This window comes from Microbispora cellulosiformans (assembly GCF_008728085.1).
GTDB lineage: Bacteria > Actinomycetota > Actinomycetes > Streptosporangiales > Streptosporangiaceae > Microbispora > Microbispora amethystogenes.
Genome location: NZ_VYTZ01000004.1, coordinates 281,318 through 295,488 on the forward strand (window position 1 = coordinate 281,318; position 14,171 = coordinate 295,488).

Genomic DNA, 14,171 nt, shown 5'->3' on the forward strand with positions numbered 1-14,171 from the left:
GACGGATAACCCGCGGGGGGAGGAGTCTCTGCGGGGGGAATGTCTCCAGGAAGCGGACATGGAGACGCTGTCCTGGCACCGACCGGGGACGGGGGCACCTCGATGAGGCCGTGGGCGCAGGTCAAGGAGACGCACGCCGGGGTGGTGATCCTCCTCGGGGATCACGCTTTCAAGCTGAAGAAGCCGGTCGATCTGGGCTTCCTGGACTTCACGACGCTGGAGGCCCGGCGGGTGATGTGCCACAAGGAGGTCGAGCTCAACCGCCGGCTGGCACCGGACGTCTACGAAGGAGTGGCCGACGTGTCCGGCCCGGACGGACGGGTCCGGGAGCACCTCGTGGTGATGCGGCGGATGCCGGACGAACGCCGGTTGTCCGCGCTGGTCCAGTCGGGAGCACCGGTGGAGGACGCCTTGTGCCGGATCGCGCGGATGATCGCCGGCATGCACGCCCGATCTCCGCACAGCCGGCGGATCGACGAACAGGGGAGCGGGCAGGCGCTGCGATCTCGCTGGACCGCGAGCTTCCGTGAGGTGCGGGCACTGCCAGAGGCGGTCCTCGACGCCGATGTCCTCGACGAGATCGAAGGGCTCACGCTGCGATATCTCGACGGCCGGGGACCGCTCTTCGCCGTCCGGGTCGCGGAAGGCCGGATCGTGGACGGGCACGGCGATCTGCTCGCCGACGACATCTTCTGCCTGGACGACGGGCCCCGGATCCTCGACTGCCTGGAGTTCGACGACCGGCTCCGCTTCGTCGACGGCCTGGACGACGCCGCCTTCCTCGCCATGGATCTGGAGCGACTGGGCGCGCCTCGCCTGGCGGAGTCGTTCCTGTGCTGGTACGCCGAGTTCTCCGGCGACCCCTCACCGCCCTCGCTGTGGCATCACTACGTCGCCTACCGGGCCTTCGTCCGCGCCAAGGTTGCCTGTCTGCGCCATGGCCAGGGGGACGACGCGGCGGCGTGGGAGGCCCGGCGTCTGGCCGAGCTCACGCTGGGCCACCTTCAGGCGGGTGTGGTCACCCTGGTCCTCGTCGGCGGGCTCCCGGGGACCGGTAAGTCGACCCTGGCCGCCGCCGTCGCCGACCGGCTCGGCTGCACGTTGCTGACCAGCGACCGCCTCCGCAAGGAACTCGCCGGCATATCGCCGTACCAGCCGGCGGCCGCCCCCTTCGGCGAGGGCATCTACCGCGCGGAGTCCACCGAACGGACCTACGCCGAGCTGCTGTCCAGGGCCGAGCGGCTGCTCGGTCTCGGCGAGCCGGTCGTCGTGGACGCCTCCTGGACGGACGCCGCGCACCGCGACGCCGCGGCGTGCGTGGCCCGGCGTACCTCCGCCCATCTCACAGCCCTGCGTTGCGTCGCCCCTCCCGAGGTCACCGCCGAACGCCTCGCACGCCGCGTCGGCGGCATATCGGACGCGGACCAGGCGATCGCCGCGGCGATGACGGCGACGACGACCCCCTGGCCCGACGCGACCGAGATCGACACCGACGCACCCCCGGAACGGACACTGGAACGGGCGATGACGGCGATCCACGCCCGCTGGGCCGCCGTGCCACGGCGGTTCCGGCGGTCCCGGATGGAACCGGGCTGAACCACGACCGCGGCGCCCACGGCCCCGACGACGGCGGACGACTCCTACCGGTCGCGCGGGCCGGGGTCGATCCAGCCCGCAACGCCCACGCAGGCCTCGTTGCCCTCGGGGTCGGCCAGCACCCAGTGCGACGGCGCGTACGCGTCGGAGACCAGGCGGCCGCCGGCCGCGATCGCCGCCGCGATCCGCGCCTCGGCCTGGTCGTACGGCACCCAGACGTCGACGTGGACCCGGTTGCGCTGCGGGCGCGGCGCGTCTATCTGCTGGAAGTAGAACGCCGCGCCGCGCCGGTGCGGGTCGATCAGGTCTTCCGGGCTGTTCGCGCGGTCCTCGTAGCCGAGCAGAGCCCGCCAGAACGCCACCACCTCGGCGCCGGCGAGGGCGTCGACGGTGACCTGCACACTCTGCACGGCCGAGGGATCGGCGGGGATGCCGAGCGTGCGGGCCACCTCCGAGATCCGCCGGGCCAGTTCGGCGTCCCGGTCGCTCAGCCCGTAGAAGTCCGCGATCGTGATCAGCCGTACCGTGACACCCTCGTGGCGCAGGTCGACGTCGGGGTGCCCGCTCCCCACGCCGGGCAGCTCGCTGATCGCCCGCACGAGCGCGGCCCCGGCCGCGAACGACCCGGTGCGGAAGTAGGCGCACGCCCCCTCACCCAGCACCCGCCAGTCCTCCAGGCCGCCGATCTCGTGGAACCGCTGCGGCCTGATCCGCTCGATCTTCTGCGTGACGTCGGTCATCCCGGCAGCGTAACGTCCGGAACCGACAGTCCACCCGCCCTCGAGGCGGCCCACCGCGACCGCCGGAGGACGACATGACCGGCCAGTCCAGCACCCACGGCATCACGATGTCCGCCGGCGGGGTCGTCAAGACGTACGCGTCCTGGGACCGCGGCGAGCACGAGCGGGAATGGCGCGCCCTGAACCTGCTGGCGCGGTACGCGCCCGGCCTGGCTCCGCTTCCCCTCGAGGCGGATCTACGCGCCGAGCCGCCGGTCATCGTGATGTCCAGGCTGGACGGGGTTCCGCTCCGAGGGCGGGCCGTCACGCCCGGACAGATCGAGGCCATGGCTGAGGCGATCACCACCCTGCACGCGTCGGTGCCCGAGCCCGTGCTGACCGGACTGGCTCCGTCGCCGTGGAACCCGAGAGTGGCGGTGGCCAAGGCCCGGCGGCTCCGAGCGGAGCGGCCGTATCCGGGCGAGGACCCGCTGGTGCTGCGGGCCTTCGCGGTGGGCGCGGAGTGGCTCGACAGCCGCCCTCTCGACGAACTGGCCGAGGCGACGGTCACGCCGGTGTTCGGCCTGTCGGACGGCAACCTGGCCAACTACCTGTGGGACGGCGAGTGCGTGCGGCTGGTCGACTGGGAGGACTCCGGCCGCAGCGACCGTGCGTTCGAACTCGCCGAGGTCGTCGAGCACGTCTCCCGGTTCGACGGGGAGTTCGACGGCTCCGCGTTGCTGGAACACTTCGATCTGACCACGGCGGAGACGGACCGCATCCGGGAAGTCCGGCGTCTGCTCGCCCTCGTCTGGCTGCACATGCTCGGGCCGGGCGGTCTGTTCGCCGAGCGCAACGCCGACGACGCGTTGGAGCGACAAGGAAAGCGAGTCCTCAGCCTGTTCGCCTGAGCGACCTCACGGTCTTCGGCCTGCCGCCAGGGCGGTTTCCACACCTGGCGTCACCACGGCGCGGAACGCCGCGTCCATCTCGGTGGGCGTCGCGGTGATCTCGCCGTCCGCCCACTTCCGCAGCAGCGCCATGAACGCCCCCACGACGCAGGTCACCAGCAGGTCGAGCGAGGGTGGCGGCGCGCTTCGCGGAGGGAGGGCCGCCAGCAGTTCGTCGCGTACGACCGTGGCCAGGATCTGTTCGCCGCGCGCGAGCACGGCGCTGCCTCCGCGCCGCCCGAGCAACGCGCGCGCCAGCCGGCGCTGCTCGTGCAGGTGCTCGAACATCGGCAGGCTGAACGCGAACAGCGTGCCCGGCGCGGCCGCGGGAGCGAGACGAAGCAGGCCGGAGAGCTCGTCGAGGTTGCTGAACAGCACGTCCTGCTTGTCGGTGAAGTGCGCGTAGAAGGTCGAGCGGCCGACGTCGGCGCGGTTGATCAGATCCGTGACGGTCACCGCCTCGTAGCCCTTCTCCAGGACCAGCTCTATCAGCGCCTGCTGAACGGCCTTGCGGGTGCGCCGTACCCGGCGGTCGGTGCTCTCCCGCCGCGGGTTTCCGACCACTTTTCCCCCTTTGTTCAGTACGGCACAGCCTGACCGATCTGCTTGTTGACCACTCCGGCCCGGCGAATCGATCATTTATAACCGAACAGGTTGTTCCGGAACAAGAAGGAGAAGCGCTGTGGCCAGGGGAAAGCTCATGCACCGTCATTCGAGAAACGACGACGGGGGTGGCGTGATCAATTATCCGCGGGGTTATGAGATTCTGGCCGAAATCGGGTTCGCCGGGCGTCGCCGCAGCGTTTTCACCCGGCTGGCCGCGTTGTCCGGGGCGGGGCCGGGCGATCGGATTCTGGACGTCGGCTGCGGCACCGGCTACCTGAGCCGGGTGCTGGCCCCTCTCGTGGGCCCCGAGGGGCGGGTGATCGGGCTCGACCCGTCACTTCCGATGATCGGGCACGCGCGCCGGCGCTCCCCCGGCAACTGCTCCTACGAGGTGGGCGAGGGGCAGGCGTTGCCGTTCCCGGACGCGTCGTTCGACATCGTGGTCTCCAGCTTCGCGGTGCACCACATGCCGGGCTCGGCCCGAGGCGCCGCCGTGAAGGAGATGTTCCGCGTCCTGCGGCCGGGCGGACGGCTGCTGATCGCTGAGTTCCGCCCGCCGGCCAACCCTCTCGCCGCCCGCTTGGCCGAGATCGTGGCGGGTCCGGCGGTGCGGCCCACCATGCCGGAACTGCTCGCCACCCTGGTGCCCGGCGCCGGTCTCCGCGTCGAGAGCACGGGCACCGTGGGGCCGGTGCTCTACTACGTGAACGCCGTCCGCCCTGCCGCCACCCGCTCCTGAATCTCGGAGGCCGGCCGCTCCTCTGTGCGCGAACAGGCGTGTCGCCGGAGATCCGGTCGTGTCAGACTCCAGGCATGGCAGCTTCGGGCCGACCAGCGGTCGTCGACATCCGGACGCGCCGGGACGGCGAGAAGCGCGGCCCGGAGACTCCCGACGGCCCCGACCGGCTGCTGCGCACCGTGTACGGCGAGATCCTCCGCGACGAGCGACTGGACCAGGACCGCACGCTCGAGGACGTGGCGCGTGCGGTCGGGATGTCCAAGCAGTATCTGTCGGAGGTCGAGCGCGGCCGCAAGGAGCCGTCGTCGGAGATGCTGCACTCGGTGTGCGACGCGCTCGGACTGCCGATCGAACACCTGCTCACCCGTGCCGTACGGCGGATCACGGCGTCGCGCCGGATCGCCGGGCGCGGCGCGTCCGGCACGACGCTGCTGCTGGCGGCGTGAGCGCTAGGCGCGGGTGTCGATCAGCTCGTCGGCCAGGCCGTACTCGATGGCCTCGCGGGCGCTGAAGATCCGGTCCCGGTCGGTGTCCCTGCGCAGCCGCTCGATGTCCACCCCGGTGTGGCGGCTGAGGATCTCCTCGGTCTGCGTGCGCATGCGCATCACCTCGGCCGCCTGGAGCGCCAGATCGGAGATGGTGCCCTGCCCCTGGGTGGACGGCTGGTGCAGCAGCACGCGGGAGTGGTTCAGCACGAACCGCCGTCCGGGGGCTCCGGCGGCGAACAGCACCGCGGCCGCGGAGGCCGCCTGGCCCATGCAGTACGTCGCGACCTTGGCGCGGATGAACTGCATGGTGTCGTAGATCGCCAGCATCGCGGTCGACGATCCGCCGGGCGAGTTGATGTACAGGTTGATCTCCTGGTCCGGGCTGTCCGCCTCCAGGTGGAGCAACTGCGCCATCACGACGTTCGCGACGCCGTCGTCGATCTCGGTGCCGAGGAAGATGATCCGCTCGTTGAGCAGCCGGCTGAAGATGTCGAACGACCGCTCCCCGACCGGCGTCTTCTCGATCACGTACGGAATCGTGTACTGGCTCATGACGCGAACCCCATCCGGTTGGGCGCGGCGTACGGCGCGAGGATGCGGAAGGAGCCGACGATCTCGTCGATCATCCCGTAGTCGCGGGCCTGCTCAGGGGTGAACCAGCGGTCCCGGTCGCTGTCGGCGGAGATCTCCTCGACACTGCGGCCCGTCTCGGCGGCGAGGATCTCCTCGGACTGCCGCTTCATGTACCTGAGGTTCTCGGACTGGATCGCGATGTCGATCGCCGTGCCGCCGATCCCGGCCGACGGCTGGTGCATCATGATCCGGCTGTGCGCGAGGCTGATCCGCTTGCCGTGCGTGCCGGAGGCCAGCAGCACCTGCCCCATGCTCGCCGCCATCCCGAGCGCGACGGTGACCACGTCGTTCGGGACCAGCTTCATCGTGTCGTAGATCGCGAGGCCGGCCAGCACCGACCCGCCGGGTGAGTTGATGTAGAGGATGATGTCGCGTTCGGGGTCCGCCGAGGCCAGCAGCACCATCTCGGCGCACACCCGCTCGGCCATCTCGTCGTCGACCTCTCCGGTCAACAGCAGTGTCCGTTGCTGGAACAGCTTCTCGTTCAGCCGATCCCGGTAACTCGTGCTCGGTGAAACAGGCATGCCGCCTTTGTATCCGCCCCACCCCCGCCGACCACCGGAATGTCTGCCGAGGGCAGACGACCGCCCCGCGACCGGCTGTCGCAGGCGGCGACCAGCTCTCGATGGACTGGGGACCAGGGTCCCTCCTGACGGGGGAGGAAGTCCCTGGGGCCGGGCCCGGCGACGGCCGACGCTGGGACCATGACCCGAAGCGTCGCCGAGGCGTGTGACGTCCTGCTGCGTGACGGCGGCATGGCGCACATCCGCCCGTTGCGGCCGTCGGACCGCGCGGCCCTGCACGCGCTGATCGCCCGATCGTCCCCGCGCTCGGCGTACCTGAGGTTCTTCGCCGGTGGCACCGCGTCGGCCCACGCGTACATGGACCTGATCACCGGTCCGGGATATCTCGGGCACGCCCTGGTCGCCCTGGCCGGTGGTCTCGTGGTCGGCGTGGCCGAGTGCATCCCCGGCCCCGGCGGGGCGGAGGCCGAGGTCGGGATCCTGCTGGACGACCGGGTGCACGGCCAGGGGCTCGGCACGCTGCTGCTGGAGCACGTCGCGCTGGACGCGGCGGATGCTGGCGTCGAGGAGCTGGTCGCCACCGTCCTGCCGGAGAACCGGGCGATGCTGCGCGTCCTGCACGATCTCGGCCTGCCGGTTGAGCAGCGGTACGAGCGGGGGCAGGTCGAGATCCGCATCGCCGCCCGGCCCACCGAGAGGCTCGTGGCCGAGATCGAGGCCCGGGCGCACGAGGCGGAGCGCGGGTCGCTGGCGCACGTGTTCACCCCGGGTTCGGTGGCCGTGATCGGAGACGTTCTCGACCCCGACGGCCTGGGCAACCGCGTGCTGCGCGACCTGGTCGCCGGAGGCTTCCCCGGCCCGATCCACCCCGTCGACCCCCGCGCGGCCCAGGCACCCCCGGCGACCGAGGTGTGCGGCCTATCCGTCCATGCCGGCGTCGCCGCCGTGCCCGGGCCGGTCGACCTGGCCGTGGTCGCCGTCCCGGCCCCCGCGGTGCTCGGTGTCGCCCGCGAATGCGCCCGCCGCCGGGTGCGGGCCCTGGTCGTCATCACCGGCGGCTTCGCCGAGGCGGGGGACCGCGAGGAGGAAAGGGACCTGCTGCGCGTCTGCCGCGAGGCGGGCATGCGGCTGGTCGGGCCCGGCTCCCTGGGCGTCGTGAACACGGCCGCCCGCCTGCACGCCGGTCTCCTGCCCATACGTCCCGCCGCCGGACCGCTGGGCCTGATGGCGCAGTCGGGTACGGCAGCGGTCGCCCTGCTCGAGGGGGCCGGGCGGCTCGGCCTCGGCGTCTCCTCCTTCGCCTCGGTCGGGGACAAGGCGGACGTCAGCGGCAACGACCTGCTCGAATACTGGGAGGACGATCCCGCGACCCGGGTCATCGCCCTGCACCTCGAATCGTTCGGCAACCCGCGCAGGTTCGGCCGCATCGCCCGCAGGATCGGCGCCCGCGAACCGATCATCGTGATGAAGCGCGCCCGCGACCTCTCAGTGAGCCACCCCCACGCCGCTGCCACGACCCTCGGTGCGGCGAGCATGGAGGCCGCTGTGGACGCGCTGTTGCGCGCGTGTGGTGCGATCAGGGAGGACAGCGTGCGGGGCATGCTCGACACCGCCCGGTTGCTGGCCTTCCAGCCGCTGCCGGACGGCCCTCGGGTGGCGATCGTGAGCGACTCCGGCCATGCGGCGGTCCATGCGGCGGCGACCTCCAGAGCCTGCGAGCGGGCCGGCCTGGTCGTGGCGGACCTGTGCCCCGCCACCGTCGCGGCGCTCCGCGCCCGGCTCCGCTCGGGCTTGGCCCTTGGCAGCCCTCTCGACCTCACCGACCATCACACCGCTGATCTCACCGAACATCCCACCGCCGATCTCAGCGGCGATCTCAGCGGCGATCTCAGTGGCGGTTGCACCGCCGAGGCCGACGCGGGGGGCGTGGGCGACTTCGCCGCCGCGATCAAGGCTGTTCTGGGCAACGTGGACGACCTCGCTTCCGCGATCACGGCGGTTCTCGCGGACCCGGGCGTCGACGCCGTCCTCGTCATTTCCGCCCCGCCGTCCGGCCTGGACCCGGGGGCGGTCAGGCAGGCGCCCCGGGAGGCGATCGCCGCCGCGACCAGGGGTGCGACGAAACCCGTGCTCGCCTGCCTGGCCGGGTGGGACGGGCTGATCGACGGCCGGATTCCGGCGTACGCCACCCCTGAGCGGGCCGTGCACGCTCTCGCCCAGGCGGCCGGATATGCCGCCTGGCGGGCACGGCCGGTGCCCGCGCCGGAAGAACTCCCGGGAGTCGATCCGCCGCTCGCCCGCCGCCTCGTGGCCGCGGACCTGGCCGCTTATCCCGAGGGGCGCCTGCTGGACGACCATACGGCGGCCCGGCTGCTGGCGGCCTACGGCATCCGCGTCATCGGGCCGGTCGCCGAGACGGTCGCGGAGACGACTGCCGGGCCGGTCCCCGGCGGCGAGGGCGTCCGGGGCGTCGAGATGGTGGTCAGGGGCGTCGCGTACGAGACGTTCGGCCCGCTGGTCATGGTGGGACCCGGCTCGACGGCGCCCGGGCGCCCCGGGGCGCCCGGTGTAAATGCCGATGACCATGCCGATGACCAGGCGGGTGACCACGCGGGTGACCACGCCTTCCGGGTGCCGCCGATCGACCGGGCCGAGGCCGGGCGGATGATCGGCGAGTCGTGCCGCGCGGCGCTCCCGCACGGTCACCGAGGCCTGCCGGAGGCCGGCCTCCGCGCGCTGGAGGACCAGATCGTCCGCGTCGGCCGCCTCATGGACGACCAGCCCGGCGTCGCCGGGATCGACCTCGACCCCGTCGTCGTGACGCCGTACGGAGCGGTGGTCGTGCACGCGCGCGTACGGCTCGCACCCGCACCGCCGCTCCCCTCGCCCTTCCGGCGCCGGCTGCGCTGACCCGCATGTGCCAGGGGACTGACCCGCGCGTGCCGCGCGCTTGTCACGGCGTCGGCGTCGGGCGCGTCTCGCCCGTCACCGGGCGGCCGGGCGGGCCTCTTCCTCTCTGCGGTGCTCGCGGCGGGGCTCCACGTGGGCGTCCGGGCCGGGGAAGATGAGGGTCTCGTGCTCCTCGTCCAGCCACCTGACCACGTACGGCGGGGATCCGTCGCTGTGGTGGAGGGCCGTGATGACGCCCTTACGGCGAGGCCCGTCCAGGTGAAGGCTCTCGATGATCAGCCGGTCGCCGACTGCCGCTTTCATGTACGCCCCCTTCTCACCCCGTCGCTGCTCTTCCAGCGTGGCCGGGGCCGCGCCTCCCGCTTAGGGCAGGAGGTCCCGGAACCGAGGGACCTCCTGCCCTGTCGCCGCGGGTGGATCAGCCTTGGGATCCTGCTCAGGGGTCCTGCTCAGCCTCGCGGGCGGCGGCGGCGCGGCGGATCCGGGCGCCGTCGGCGCGTTCCGCCTCGTCCAGGGACAGTTCGACCTCGGCCAGCGCCGCCTCCAGGCGGGGGAGGACGTGGTCGCGGAGCGCGCGGATGCGGCGGCCGGTCGCCTCCTCCTCGGCGGCCACGAGGCGGGCGGCCTCCGCGGCGACCGCGTGGTCCACGGCGGCCCGCAACGCGGCGCGGCAGGCCTCACGGGCGGGGACGAGCGCGGCGGTGAGCGGGAGCGGAGCCGACGGCCCGGGCTCGTCCGGCGGGCGGAAGAGCGCCCGGCGGGGATAGCGCGTGCCCATCGCGTCGGTCCAGTCCACCCGCACCTCGGCGAGTCGCCCGTCGTCGCCCAGCCGGATCGCCCGCCGTCCGCCGAGCAGCGCGGCACGCGACACCCACGCGTCGGCGGCCCGGCAGGCCTCCTCCCACTCCCGGCCGGTGCGGGCGGCCTCGCGGGCGAGGCGGTCCCGCTCCTGCCGCAGGATCCGCAGCTTGCGGTCGAGCACGGCGAGTCCGTGGCGCAGCACGGCCAGCCGGTGCCGGAGCCACAGCCGCCCGGCTCTCCCGGGAGGGACGCGGATTCTCATCGCCTCCCCCGGTAGCCCGCGTCGAGCGCTTCGGGCGACAGCATGGTCAGGTCCCGGCGGGGGAGCACGGAGACGACCTCCCAGGCACGGTCGAAGGTGTCCGCGAGCGAGCGGGGCTCGTCGCCGTGCTGCGCGAGCAGCCGCCGCGTGAGCGCCTCCGCCAGCGCGAGGTGACGGCGGTCTCCCTCGCCGAGCGCGCTCTCGCCGACGAGTTCGGCCAGTTCCCTCGCCTGCCGGGCGCGGGAGAGGGCGGCGACGATCTGCGCGGCGAGGTCGGCGTGTTCCGGCCGCGTACGGCCCGGACCCACGCCCGACCGCATCATCCGCGACAGGGAGGAGAGCGGGTCGATGTGCGGATAGGGGGCGACGTCCCTGGTCAGCAGGATCTGGCCCTCGGTGATGTAGCCGGTGAGGTCGGGCACCGGGTGCGTGATGTCCCCCGCCGGCATGGTGAGCACCGGCAGCACGGTGAGGGAGCCGGGACGTCCCCGCACTCGTCCGCACCGTTCGTACAGGGAGGCGAGGTCGCTGTAGAGATAGCCGGGGTAGGCCCGCCGGGCGGGGATCTCCCCGCGTGCGGCCGACACCTCCCGCACCGCCTCGCAGTAGCCGGTCATGTCGGCGAGCACCACCAGCACGTGGTGTCCCATGGCGAAGGCGAGGTGCTCGGCGATGGTCAGGGCGAGCCGCGGGGTGAGGATCCGTTCGATGACCGGGTCGTCGGCGAGGTTCAGCAGCAGGGTCAGCTCGCCGGCGGCGGAGCGCTCGTCCAGGGTGTCCCGTACGGTCGCCGCGTCGGCGTGGGTCAGCCCGATCGCGGCGAAGACGACGGTGAACGTCTCGCCTCCGGCGTTCGCCTGCGCGGCGATCTGGGCGGCCAGCTCCAGGTGGGGCAGCCCGCCGGCGGAGAAAACGGCGATCTTCTGTCCCCGGACCAGGGTGGTCAGCAGGTCGATGGCGGAGACACCGGTGAGCACCGGCTCCGACGGGGGCTCACGCAGGGTGGGGTTGAGGGGGAGGCCGTTCACGGCCGCGTCCGCCGCGCCGAAGACCGGCGGGCCGCCGTCCAGCGGCCGGCCGCGGCCGTCGCAGACCCGGCCCAGCCAGCCCGGGCCGACCGGGATACGCAGGGGATGCCCGGCGAAGGCGACACGGGTGCCCTCGGCCCGGATTCCGGCGGTGCCCTCGAAGACCTGGACGACGGCGAGGTCGTGGTCGGCCTCCAGGACGAGACCCTGCCGGCGCTCCCCCGTCTCCAGCTCGATCGACGCCTGCTCGTCCCAGCCGACGCCCCTGGTGGCGCGGACCACGACCAGCGGCCCGCGCAGCTCCACCACGTCCGTGTACTCCACCGGGGCCCAGACCGTCATCGCGATGCCTCCAGCGCGGCGAGCACCGCGTCGCGCCGGGCCGCGATCTCCTCCTCGGGCGCCTCCTTGGCCCGAAGGATCGGGGTGAAGTCCAGCTGTTCCAGCCGCGCGACCGGCACCTGACCCTCGACGAGGGTCCGGCAGCGGGCGACGACCGCGAGCAGCGCGTCGGCGAGCAGGGCGGTGCGCTCCGGCCGGCAGAAGGCGTCGCGAGGGCTGAGCGCGCTCTGCCGCAGGAAGCCCTCCGCGATCAGTCGTCCGGCGAGCAGGGCGACCCGTTCCTGCGGGGGAAGCGTGCCGGCTCCGACCAGCTCGGCCAGCGCGGACACGCGCTCGGCCTCCGCGAGCAGGCCGCTCATCCGCCCCCGCCGCTCCGCGCCGCCCGGGACCGCCGCGGCCATCGCGTCCGCGTCGCGGGCGAAGGACCCCGGCCAGGACACCGCCGGGTAGTGCCGCGCGTAGGCGAGGTCGCGGTCCAGCGCCCAGAGGGTGCGCACGAACCGCTGGGTCTGCGCGGTGACCGGCTCCGTCATGTCGCCGCCGGGCGGGGAGACCGCGCCGATGATCGTGACCGACCCGGTGGCGCCGCCGAGCGTGGTCACCCGGCCCGCTCTTTCGTAGAAGGCCGCGAGGGCGGAGGCCAGATCGGCCGGATAGCCCTCCTCCGCCGGGAGCGCGCCGCGGCGCGAGCCCAGCTCCCTCAGAGCCTCCGCCCACCGGGAGGTCGAGTCGGCGATGACCACCACGTCGTAGCCCATGTCGCGGAAGTGCTCGGCCACCGTGACACCGGTGTAGACGCCGGCCTCGCGGGCCATCATCGGCATGTTCGACGTGTTCGCGATCACGACGGTCCGGTCCGCGAGCCGCCCGCCGGTGCGCGGGTCGGCCAGCCGGCCCAGCTCGGCGACGACGTCCGCCATCTCGTTGCCGCGCTCCCCGCAGCCGACGTACACCACCACGTCGGCGTCGCACCACTTGGCGATCTGCTGCAGCAGCACGGTCTTGCCGGTGCCGAACCCCCCGGGCACGGCCACCGTGCCGCCGAGGGACACCGGCAGCAGCAGGTCGACGACCCGTTGCCCGGTCGTCAGCGGGACCGGTTCGGGGAGCCGGGCGGCGTACGGCAGGGCCCGCCGCACCGGCTGCTCCCGTTCGAGGGCCACCTCGGCGCCTCCGACGACCGCGACCGGCGCCCCGGAGGGGCAGGGGCCCGCCGGCCTGATCCGCGACACCTCGCCGCCGGGTGAGAGCACCAGGTACGGCGGTGACGATCCGCTCTCGACGCTGCCCAGGGGCGTTCCGCGCGCCGCCGCGCGCCCCTCCCCGGCCAGCGGCGTGAAGCGCCACGAGCGGGCCTCCGTACGGGCGGGCGGTGCGGCGGGGTCGAGCCACATGCCCGCGCCGCCGAGCGGGCGGAGCAGCCCGTCGAACACCCCGCCGAGCAGATGGGGGCCCAGCCGGGCCGACAGCGGCGCGCCCCGGCGCTCGGCGGGCTGGCCCGGGGCGAGCCCGCCCGTGTACTCGTACGCCTGGACGGTGGCCCGGTCGCCGCGCAGGGCGATGATCTCGCCGGGCAGCCGGTGGGGCCCGAGGACCACCGACTCGAACATCGCCGCGCCGGCCAGGCCCTCGATCTCGACCAGCGGACCGTCCACCCTCGTCACGGTGCCCACAGGCGTTCCACCTCCGCGCCGAGGGCGTTCACGGCGCGTTCCGCGAGTGCCGTGAGGGAGCAGTCGACCCGGCGGCCCGGTCCCTCGGCCACGACCCCGCCGTCCGGGTGCTCACGCACCACCAGATCCGCGCCGCCCGACTCGCGGGCCAGTTCGCCCAGGCGCTCGATGAGCCGGGGATAACAGGGATCGTCGCGGAGCGCCCGCACCGCCGCGACGACCCGCCCGCGCAGGTCGGCCAGGACCTCCCGCCGGGCGGCCAGTTCCCGGCCGCGCGCCTCCCGGCGGGCTCGCGCCCGCGCCGCCGCCGCGTGCGCCTCCGCTTCCGCCTCCCCCTGCCGGGTGGCGTCGGAGATGACGGCCGAGGCCTCCCGGCGGGCGTCGGCGACCGTACGGGCGGCCTCGCGCTCGGCCGCGCCGGCGACGGCGTCCGCGTCCAGCCGCGCCTGCCGCAGCAGCGCCTCGGTCACGGGCCCGAGCGCGTCCCGCATCGTGATCACCTGTACACCGTTCCCAGCGCCACCAGGGGCATCATCGTGTTTCCGCTTCGCTCATCGGGGTGCTCACACCCGGCTGGTCGTGCCGGAGGCACGCGAGGAATCCAGCCCTCGTCCCTCGCTCCTCAGTCCAGACCGCCGGCGCGCCCCTCCGGCTCGCTCGGGGCACGGGCGTCATTCCGGCATCACCACCGTCAGCGGCCCGTCGGACGCCTCCCCCGGGGCGGTGGCGTCGAGGGCCTCGGCGGCCCGGGGAGTGAGGACCACGACCGCCACCCTGGGCCCGAGGCTCCGCCAGGCCGTACGGACCTCCGCGGCGTCCTCGGCCACGAGGACCCGCGCGCCCGCCAGGCCGAAACCGGCGACGCGGACGGCCTCCCCGATCACGGCCACGGTTCCCATG

Annotated in this window: 15 protein-coding genes; 5 read left to right on the top strand and 10 right to left on the bottom strand. The window is 73.5% G+C overall.

Annotated features, from left to right (window positions below; translation table 11 throughout):
• Window positions 1–102: 102 nt before the first annotated feature.
• Window positions 103–1,596: a bifunctional aminoglycoside phosphotransferase/ATP-binding protein gene (locus F5972_RS12450; RefSeq protein WP_225311401.1), complete on the top strand. Its 1,494-nt coding sequence runs from the start codon at window positions 103–105 to the stop codon at window positions 1,594–1,596.
• Between the two features lie 44 nt (window positions 1,597–1,640).
• On the opposite strand, the gene F5972_RS12455 is transcribed toward F5972_RS12450, so the two are convergent.
• A complete protein-coding gene (locus F5972_RS12455; protein WP_150933625.1) occupies window positions 1,641–2,336 on the bottom strand; it encodes a VOC family protein in 696 nt (231 codons plus the stop codon).
• 74 nt (window positions 2,337–2,410) lie between these two features.
• Between F5972_RS12455 and F5972_RS12460 the strand changes: the two genes are divergently transcribed.
• Window positions 2,411–3,226, top strand: coding sequence for a phosphotransferase family protein (locus tag F5972_RS12460; protein ID WP_150933626.1), 816 nt, complete (start codon window positions 2,411–2,413; stop codon window positions 3,224–3,226).
• Between the two features lie 6 nt (window positions 3,227–3,232).
• On the opposite strand, the gene F5972_RS12465 is transcribed toward F5972_RS12460, so the two are convergent.
• Window positions 3,233–3,829, bottom strand: a complete 597-nt coding sequence (locus F5972_RS12465; protein ID WP_225311402.1) for a TetR/AcrR family transcriptional regulator — start codon at window positions 3,827–3,829, stop codon at window positions 3,233–3,235.
• A 172-nt stretch (window positions 3,830–4,001) separates the two neighbouring features.
• Here F5972_RS12465 and F5972_RS12470 point away from each other — a divergent pair, with 172 nt between their 5' ends.
• Both F5972_RS12470 and F5972_RS12475 read left to right on the top strand, forming a co-directional pair.
• Entirely contained in the window at window positions 4,002–4,610 is a 609-nt protein-coding gene (locus F5972_RS12470) for a class I SAM-dependent methyltransferase (protein ID WP_318527575.1), read from the top strand.
• Window positions 4,611–4,684: 74 nt separating this feature from the next.
• Entirely contained in the window at window positions 4,685–5,056 is a 372-nt protein-coding gene (locus tag F5972_RS12475; RefSeq protein ID WP_150933628.1) for a helix-turn-helix domain-containing protein, read from the top strand.
• Between the two features lie 3 nt (window positions 5,057–5,059).
• Here F5972_RS12475 and F5972_RS12480 read toward each other — a convergent pair whose 3' ends face one another.
• Window positions 5,060–5,650 carry a ClpP family protease gene (locus tag F5972_RS12480; protein ID WP_150933629.1) on the bottom strand — a complete coding sequence of 197 codons (591 nt, stop codon included), beginning with the start codon at window positions 5,648–5,650 and terminating at the stop codon, window positions 5,060–5,062.
• Window positions 5,647–6,255, bottom strand: coding sequence for a ClpP family protease (locus F5972_RS12485; protein ID WP_150933630.1), 609 nt, complete (start codon window positions 6,253–6,255; stop codon window positions 5,647–5,649). The genes F5972_RS12480 and F5972_RS12485 overlap by 4 nt, the downstream gene beginning before the upstream one ends.
• A 180-nt stretch (window positions 6,256–6,435) precedes the next feature.
• Between F5972_RS12485 and F5972_RS12490 the strand changes: the two genes are divergently transcribed.
• Window positions 6,436–9,165, top strand: coding sequence for a bifunctional acetate--CoA ligase family protein/GNAT family N-acetyltransferase (locus F5972_RS12490; RefSeq protein WP_150933631.1), 2,730 nt, complete (start codon window positions 6,436–6,438; stop codon window positions 9,163–9,165).
• 75 nt (window positions 9,166–9,240) lie between these two features.
• Here F5972_RS12490 and F5972_RS12495 read toward each other — a convergent pair whose 3' ends face one another.
• The 6 genes from F5972_RS12495 to F5972_RS12520 all read right to left on the bottom strand — a co-directional run bounded on the left by F5972_RS12495 (window position 9,241) and on the right by F5972_RS12520 (window position 14,170).
• Window positions 9,241–9,468 (bottom strand): DUF1918 domain-containing protein, encoded by a 228-nt coding sequence (locus tag F5972_RS12495; RefSeq protein WP_150933632.1) that lies wholly within the window; start codon window positions 9,466–9,468, stop codon window positions 9,241–9,243.
• Window positions 9,469–9,601: 133 nt separating this feature from the next.
• Complete coding sequence (locus F5972_RS12500) at window positions 9,602–10,228, bottom strand: V-type ATP synthase subunit D (protein ID WP_150933633.1); 627 nt, start codon at window positions 10,226–10,228, stop codon at window positions 9,602–9,604.
• The gene (locus F5972_RS12505; protein ID WP_150933634.1) at window positions 10,225–11,598 is read right to left on the bottom strand and encodes a V-type ATP synthase subunit B; all 1,374 of its coding nucleotides are present in this window, start codon (window positions 11,596–11,598) and stop codon (window positions 10,225–10,227) included. Before F5972_RS12505 ends, F5972_RS12500 begins: the two co-directional genes overlap by 4 nt.
• Complete coding sequence (locus tag F5972_RS12510; protein ID WP_225311403.1) at window positions 11,595–13,271, bottom strand: V-type ATP synthase subunit A; 1,677 nt, start codon at window positions 13,269–13,271, stop codon at window positions 11,595–11,597. The genes F5972_RS12505 and F5972_RS12510 overlap by 4 nt, the downstream gene beginning before the upstream one ends.
• Window positions 13,259–13,762 carry a V-type ATP synthase subunit E family protein gene (locus tag F5972_RS12515; RefSeq protein WP_225311474.1) on the bottom strand — a complete coding sequence of 168 codons (504 nt, stop codon included), beginning with the start codon at window positions 13,760–13,762 and terminating at the stop codon, window positions 13,259–13,261. Before F5972_RS12515 ends, F5972_RS12510 begins: the two co-directional genes overlap by 13 nt.
• Window positions 13,763–13,942: 180 nt before the next feature.
• A complete protein-coding gene (locus F5972_RS12520) occupies window positions 13,943–14,170 on the bottom strand; it encodes a V-type ATP synthase subunit F (RefSeq protein ID WP_150933637.1) in 228 nt (75 codons plus the stop codon).
• Between the last annotated feature and the right edge of the window lies 1 nt (window position 14,171).

What these genes read in the sequence shown, in the direction of transcription:
- F5972_RS12450 (WP_225311401.1), top strand. Translation starts at nt 103, where the DNA reads ATGAGGCCGTGGGCGCAGGTCAAGGAGACGCACGCCGGGGTGGTGATC.
- F5972_RS12455 (WP_150933625.1), bottom strand. Translation starts at nt 2,336, where the DNA reads ATGACCGACGTCACGCAGAAGATCGAGCGGATCAGGCCGCAGCGGTTC.
- F5972_RS12460 (WP_150933626.1), top strand. Translation starts at nt 2,411, where the DNA reads ATGACCGGCCAGTCCAGCACCCACGGCATCACGATGTCCGCCGGCGGG.
- F5972_RS12475 (WP_150933628.1), top strand. Translation starts at nt 4,685, where the DNA reads ATGGCAGCTTCGGGCCGACCAGCGGTCGTCGACATCCGGACGCGCCGG.
- F5972_RS12480 (WP_150933629.1), bottom strand. Translation starts at nt 5,650, where the DNA reads ATGAGCCAGTACACGATTCCGTACGTGATCGAGAAGACGCCGGTCGGG.
- F5972_RS12485 (WP_150933630.1), bottom strand. Translation starts at nt 6,255, where the DNA reads ATGCCTGTTTCACCGAGCACGAGTTACCGGGATCGGCTGAACGAGAAG.
- F5972_RS12490 (WP_150933631.1), top strand. Translation starts at nt 6,436, where the DNA reads ATGACCCGAAGCGTCGCCGAGGCGTGTGACGTCCTGCTGCGTGACGGC.
- F5972_RS12495 (WP_150933632.1), bottom strand. Translation starts at nt 9,468, where the DNA reads ATGAAAGCGGCAGTCGGCGACCGGCTGATCATCGAGAGCCTTCACCTG.
- F5972_RS12500 (WP_150933633.1), bottom strand. Translation starts at nt 10,228, where the DNA reads ATGAGAATCCGCGTCCCTCCCGGGAGAGCCGGGCGGCTGTGGCTCCGG.
- F5972_RS12505 (WP_150933634.1), bottom strand. Translation starts at nt 11,598, where the DNA reads ATGACGGTCTGGGCCCCGGTGGAGTACACGGACGTGGTGGAGCTGCGC.
- F5972_RS12515 (WP_225311474.1), bottom strand. Translation starts at nt 13,762, where the DNA reads ATGCGGGACGCGCTCGGGCCCGTGACCGAGGCGCTGCTGCGGCAGGCG.
- F5972_RS12520 (WP_150933637.1), bottom strand. Translation starts at nt 14,170, where the DNA reads ATGGGAACCGTGGCCGTGATCGGGGAGGCCGTCCGCGTCGCCGGTTTC.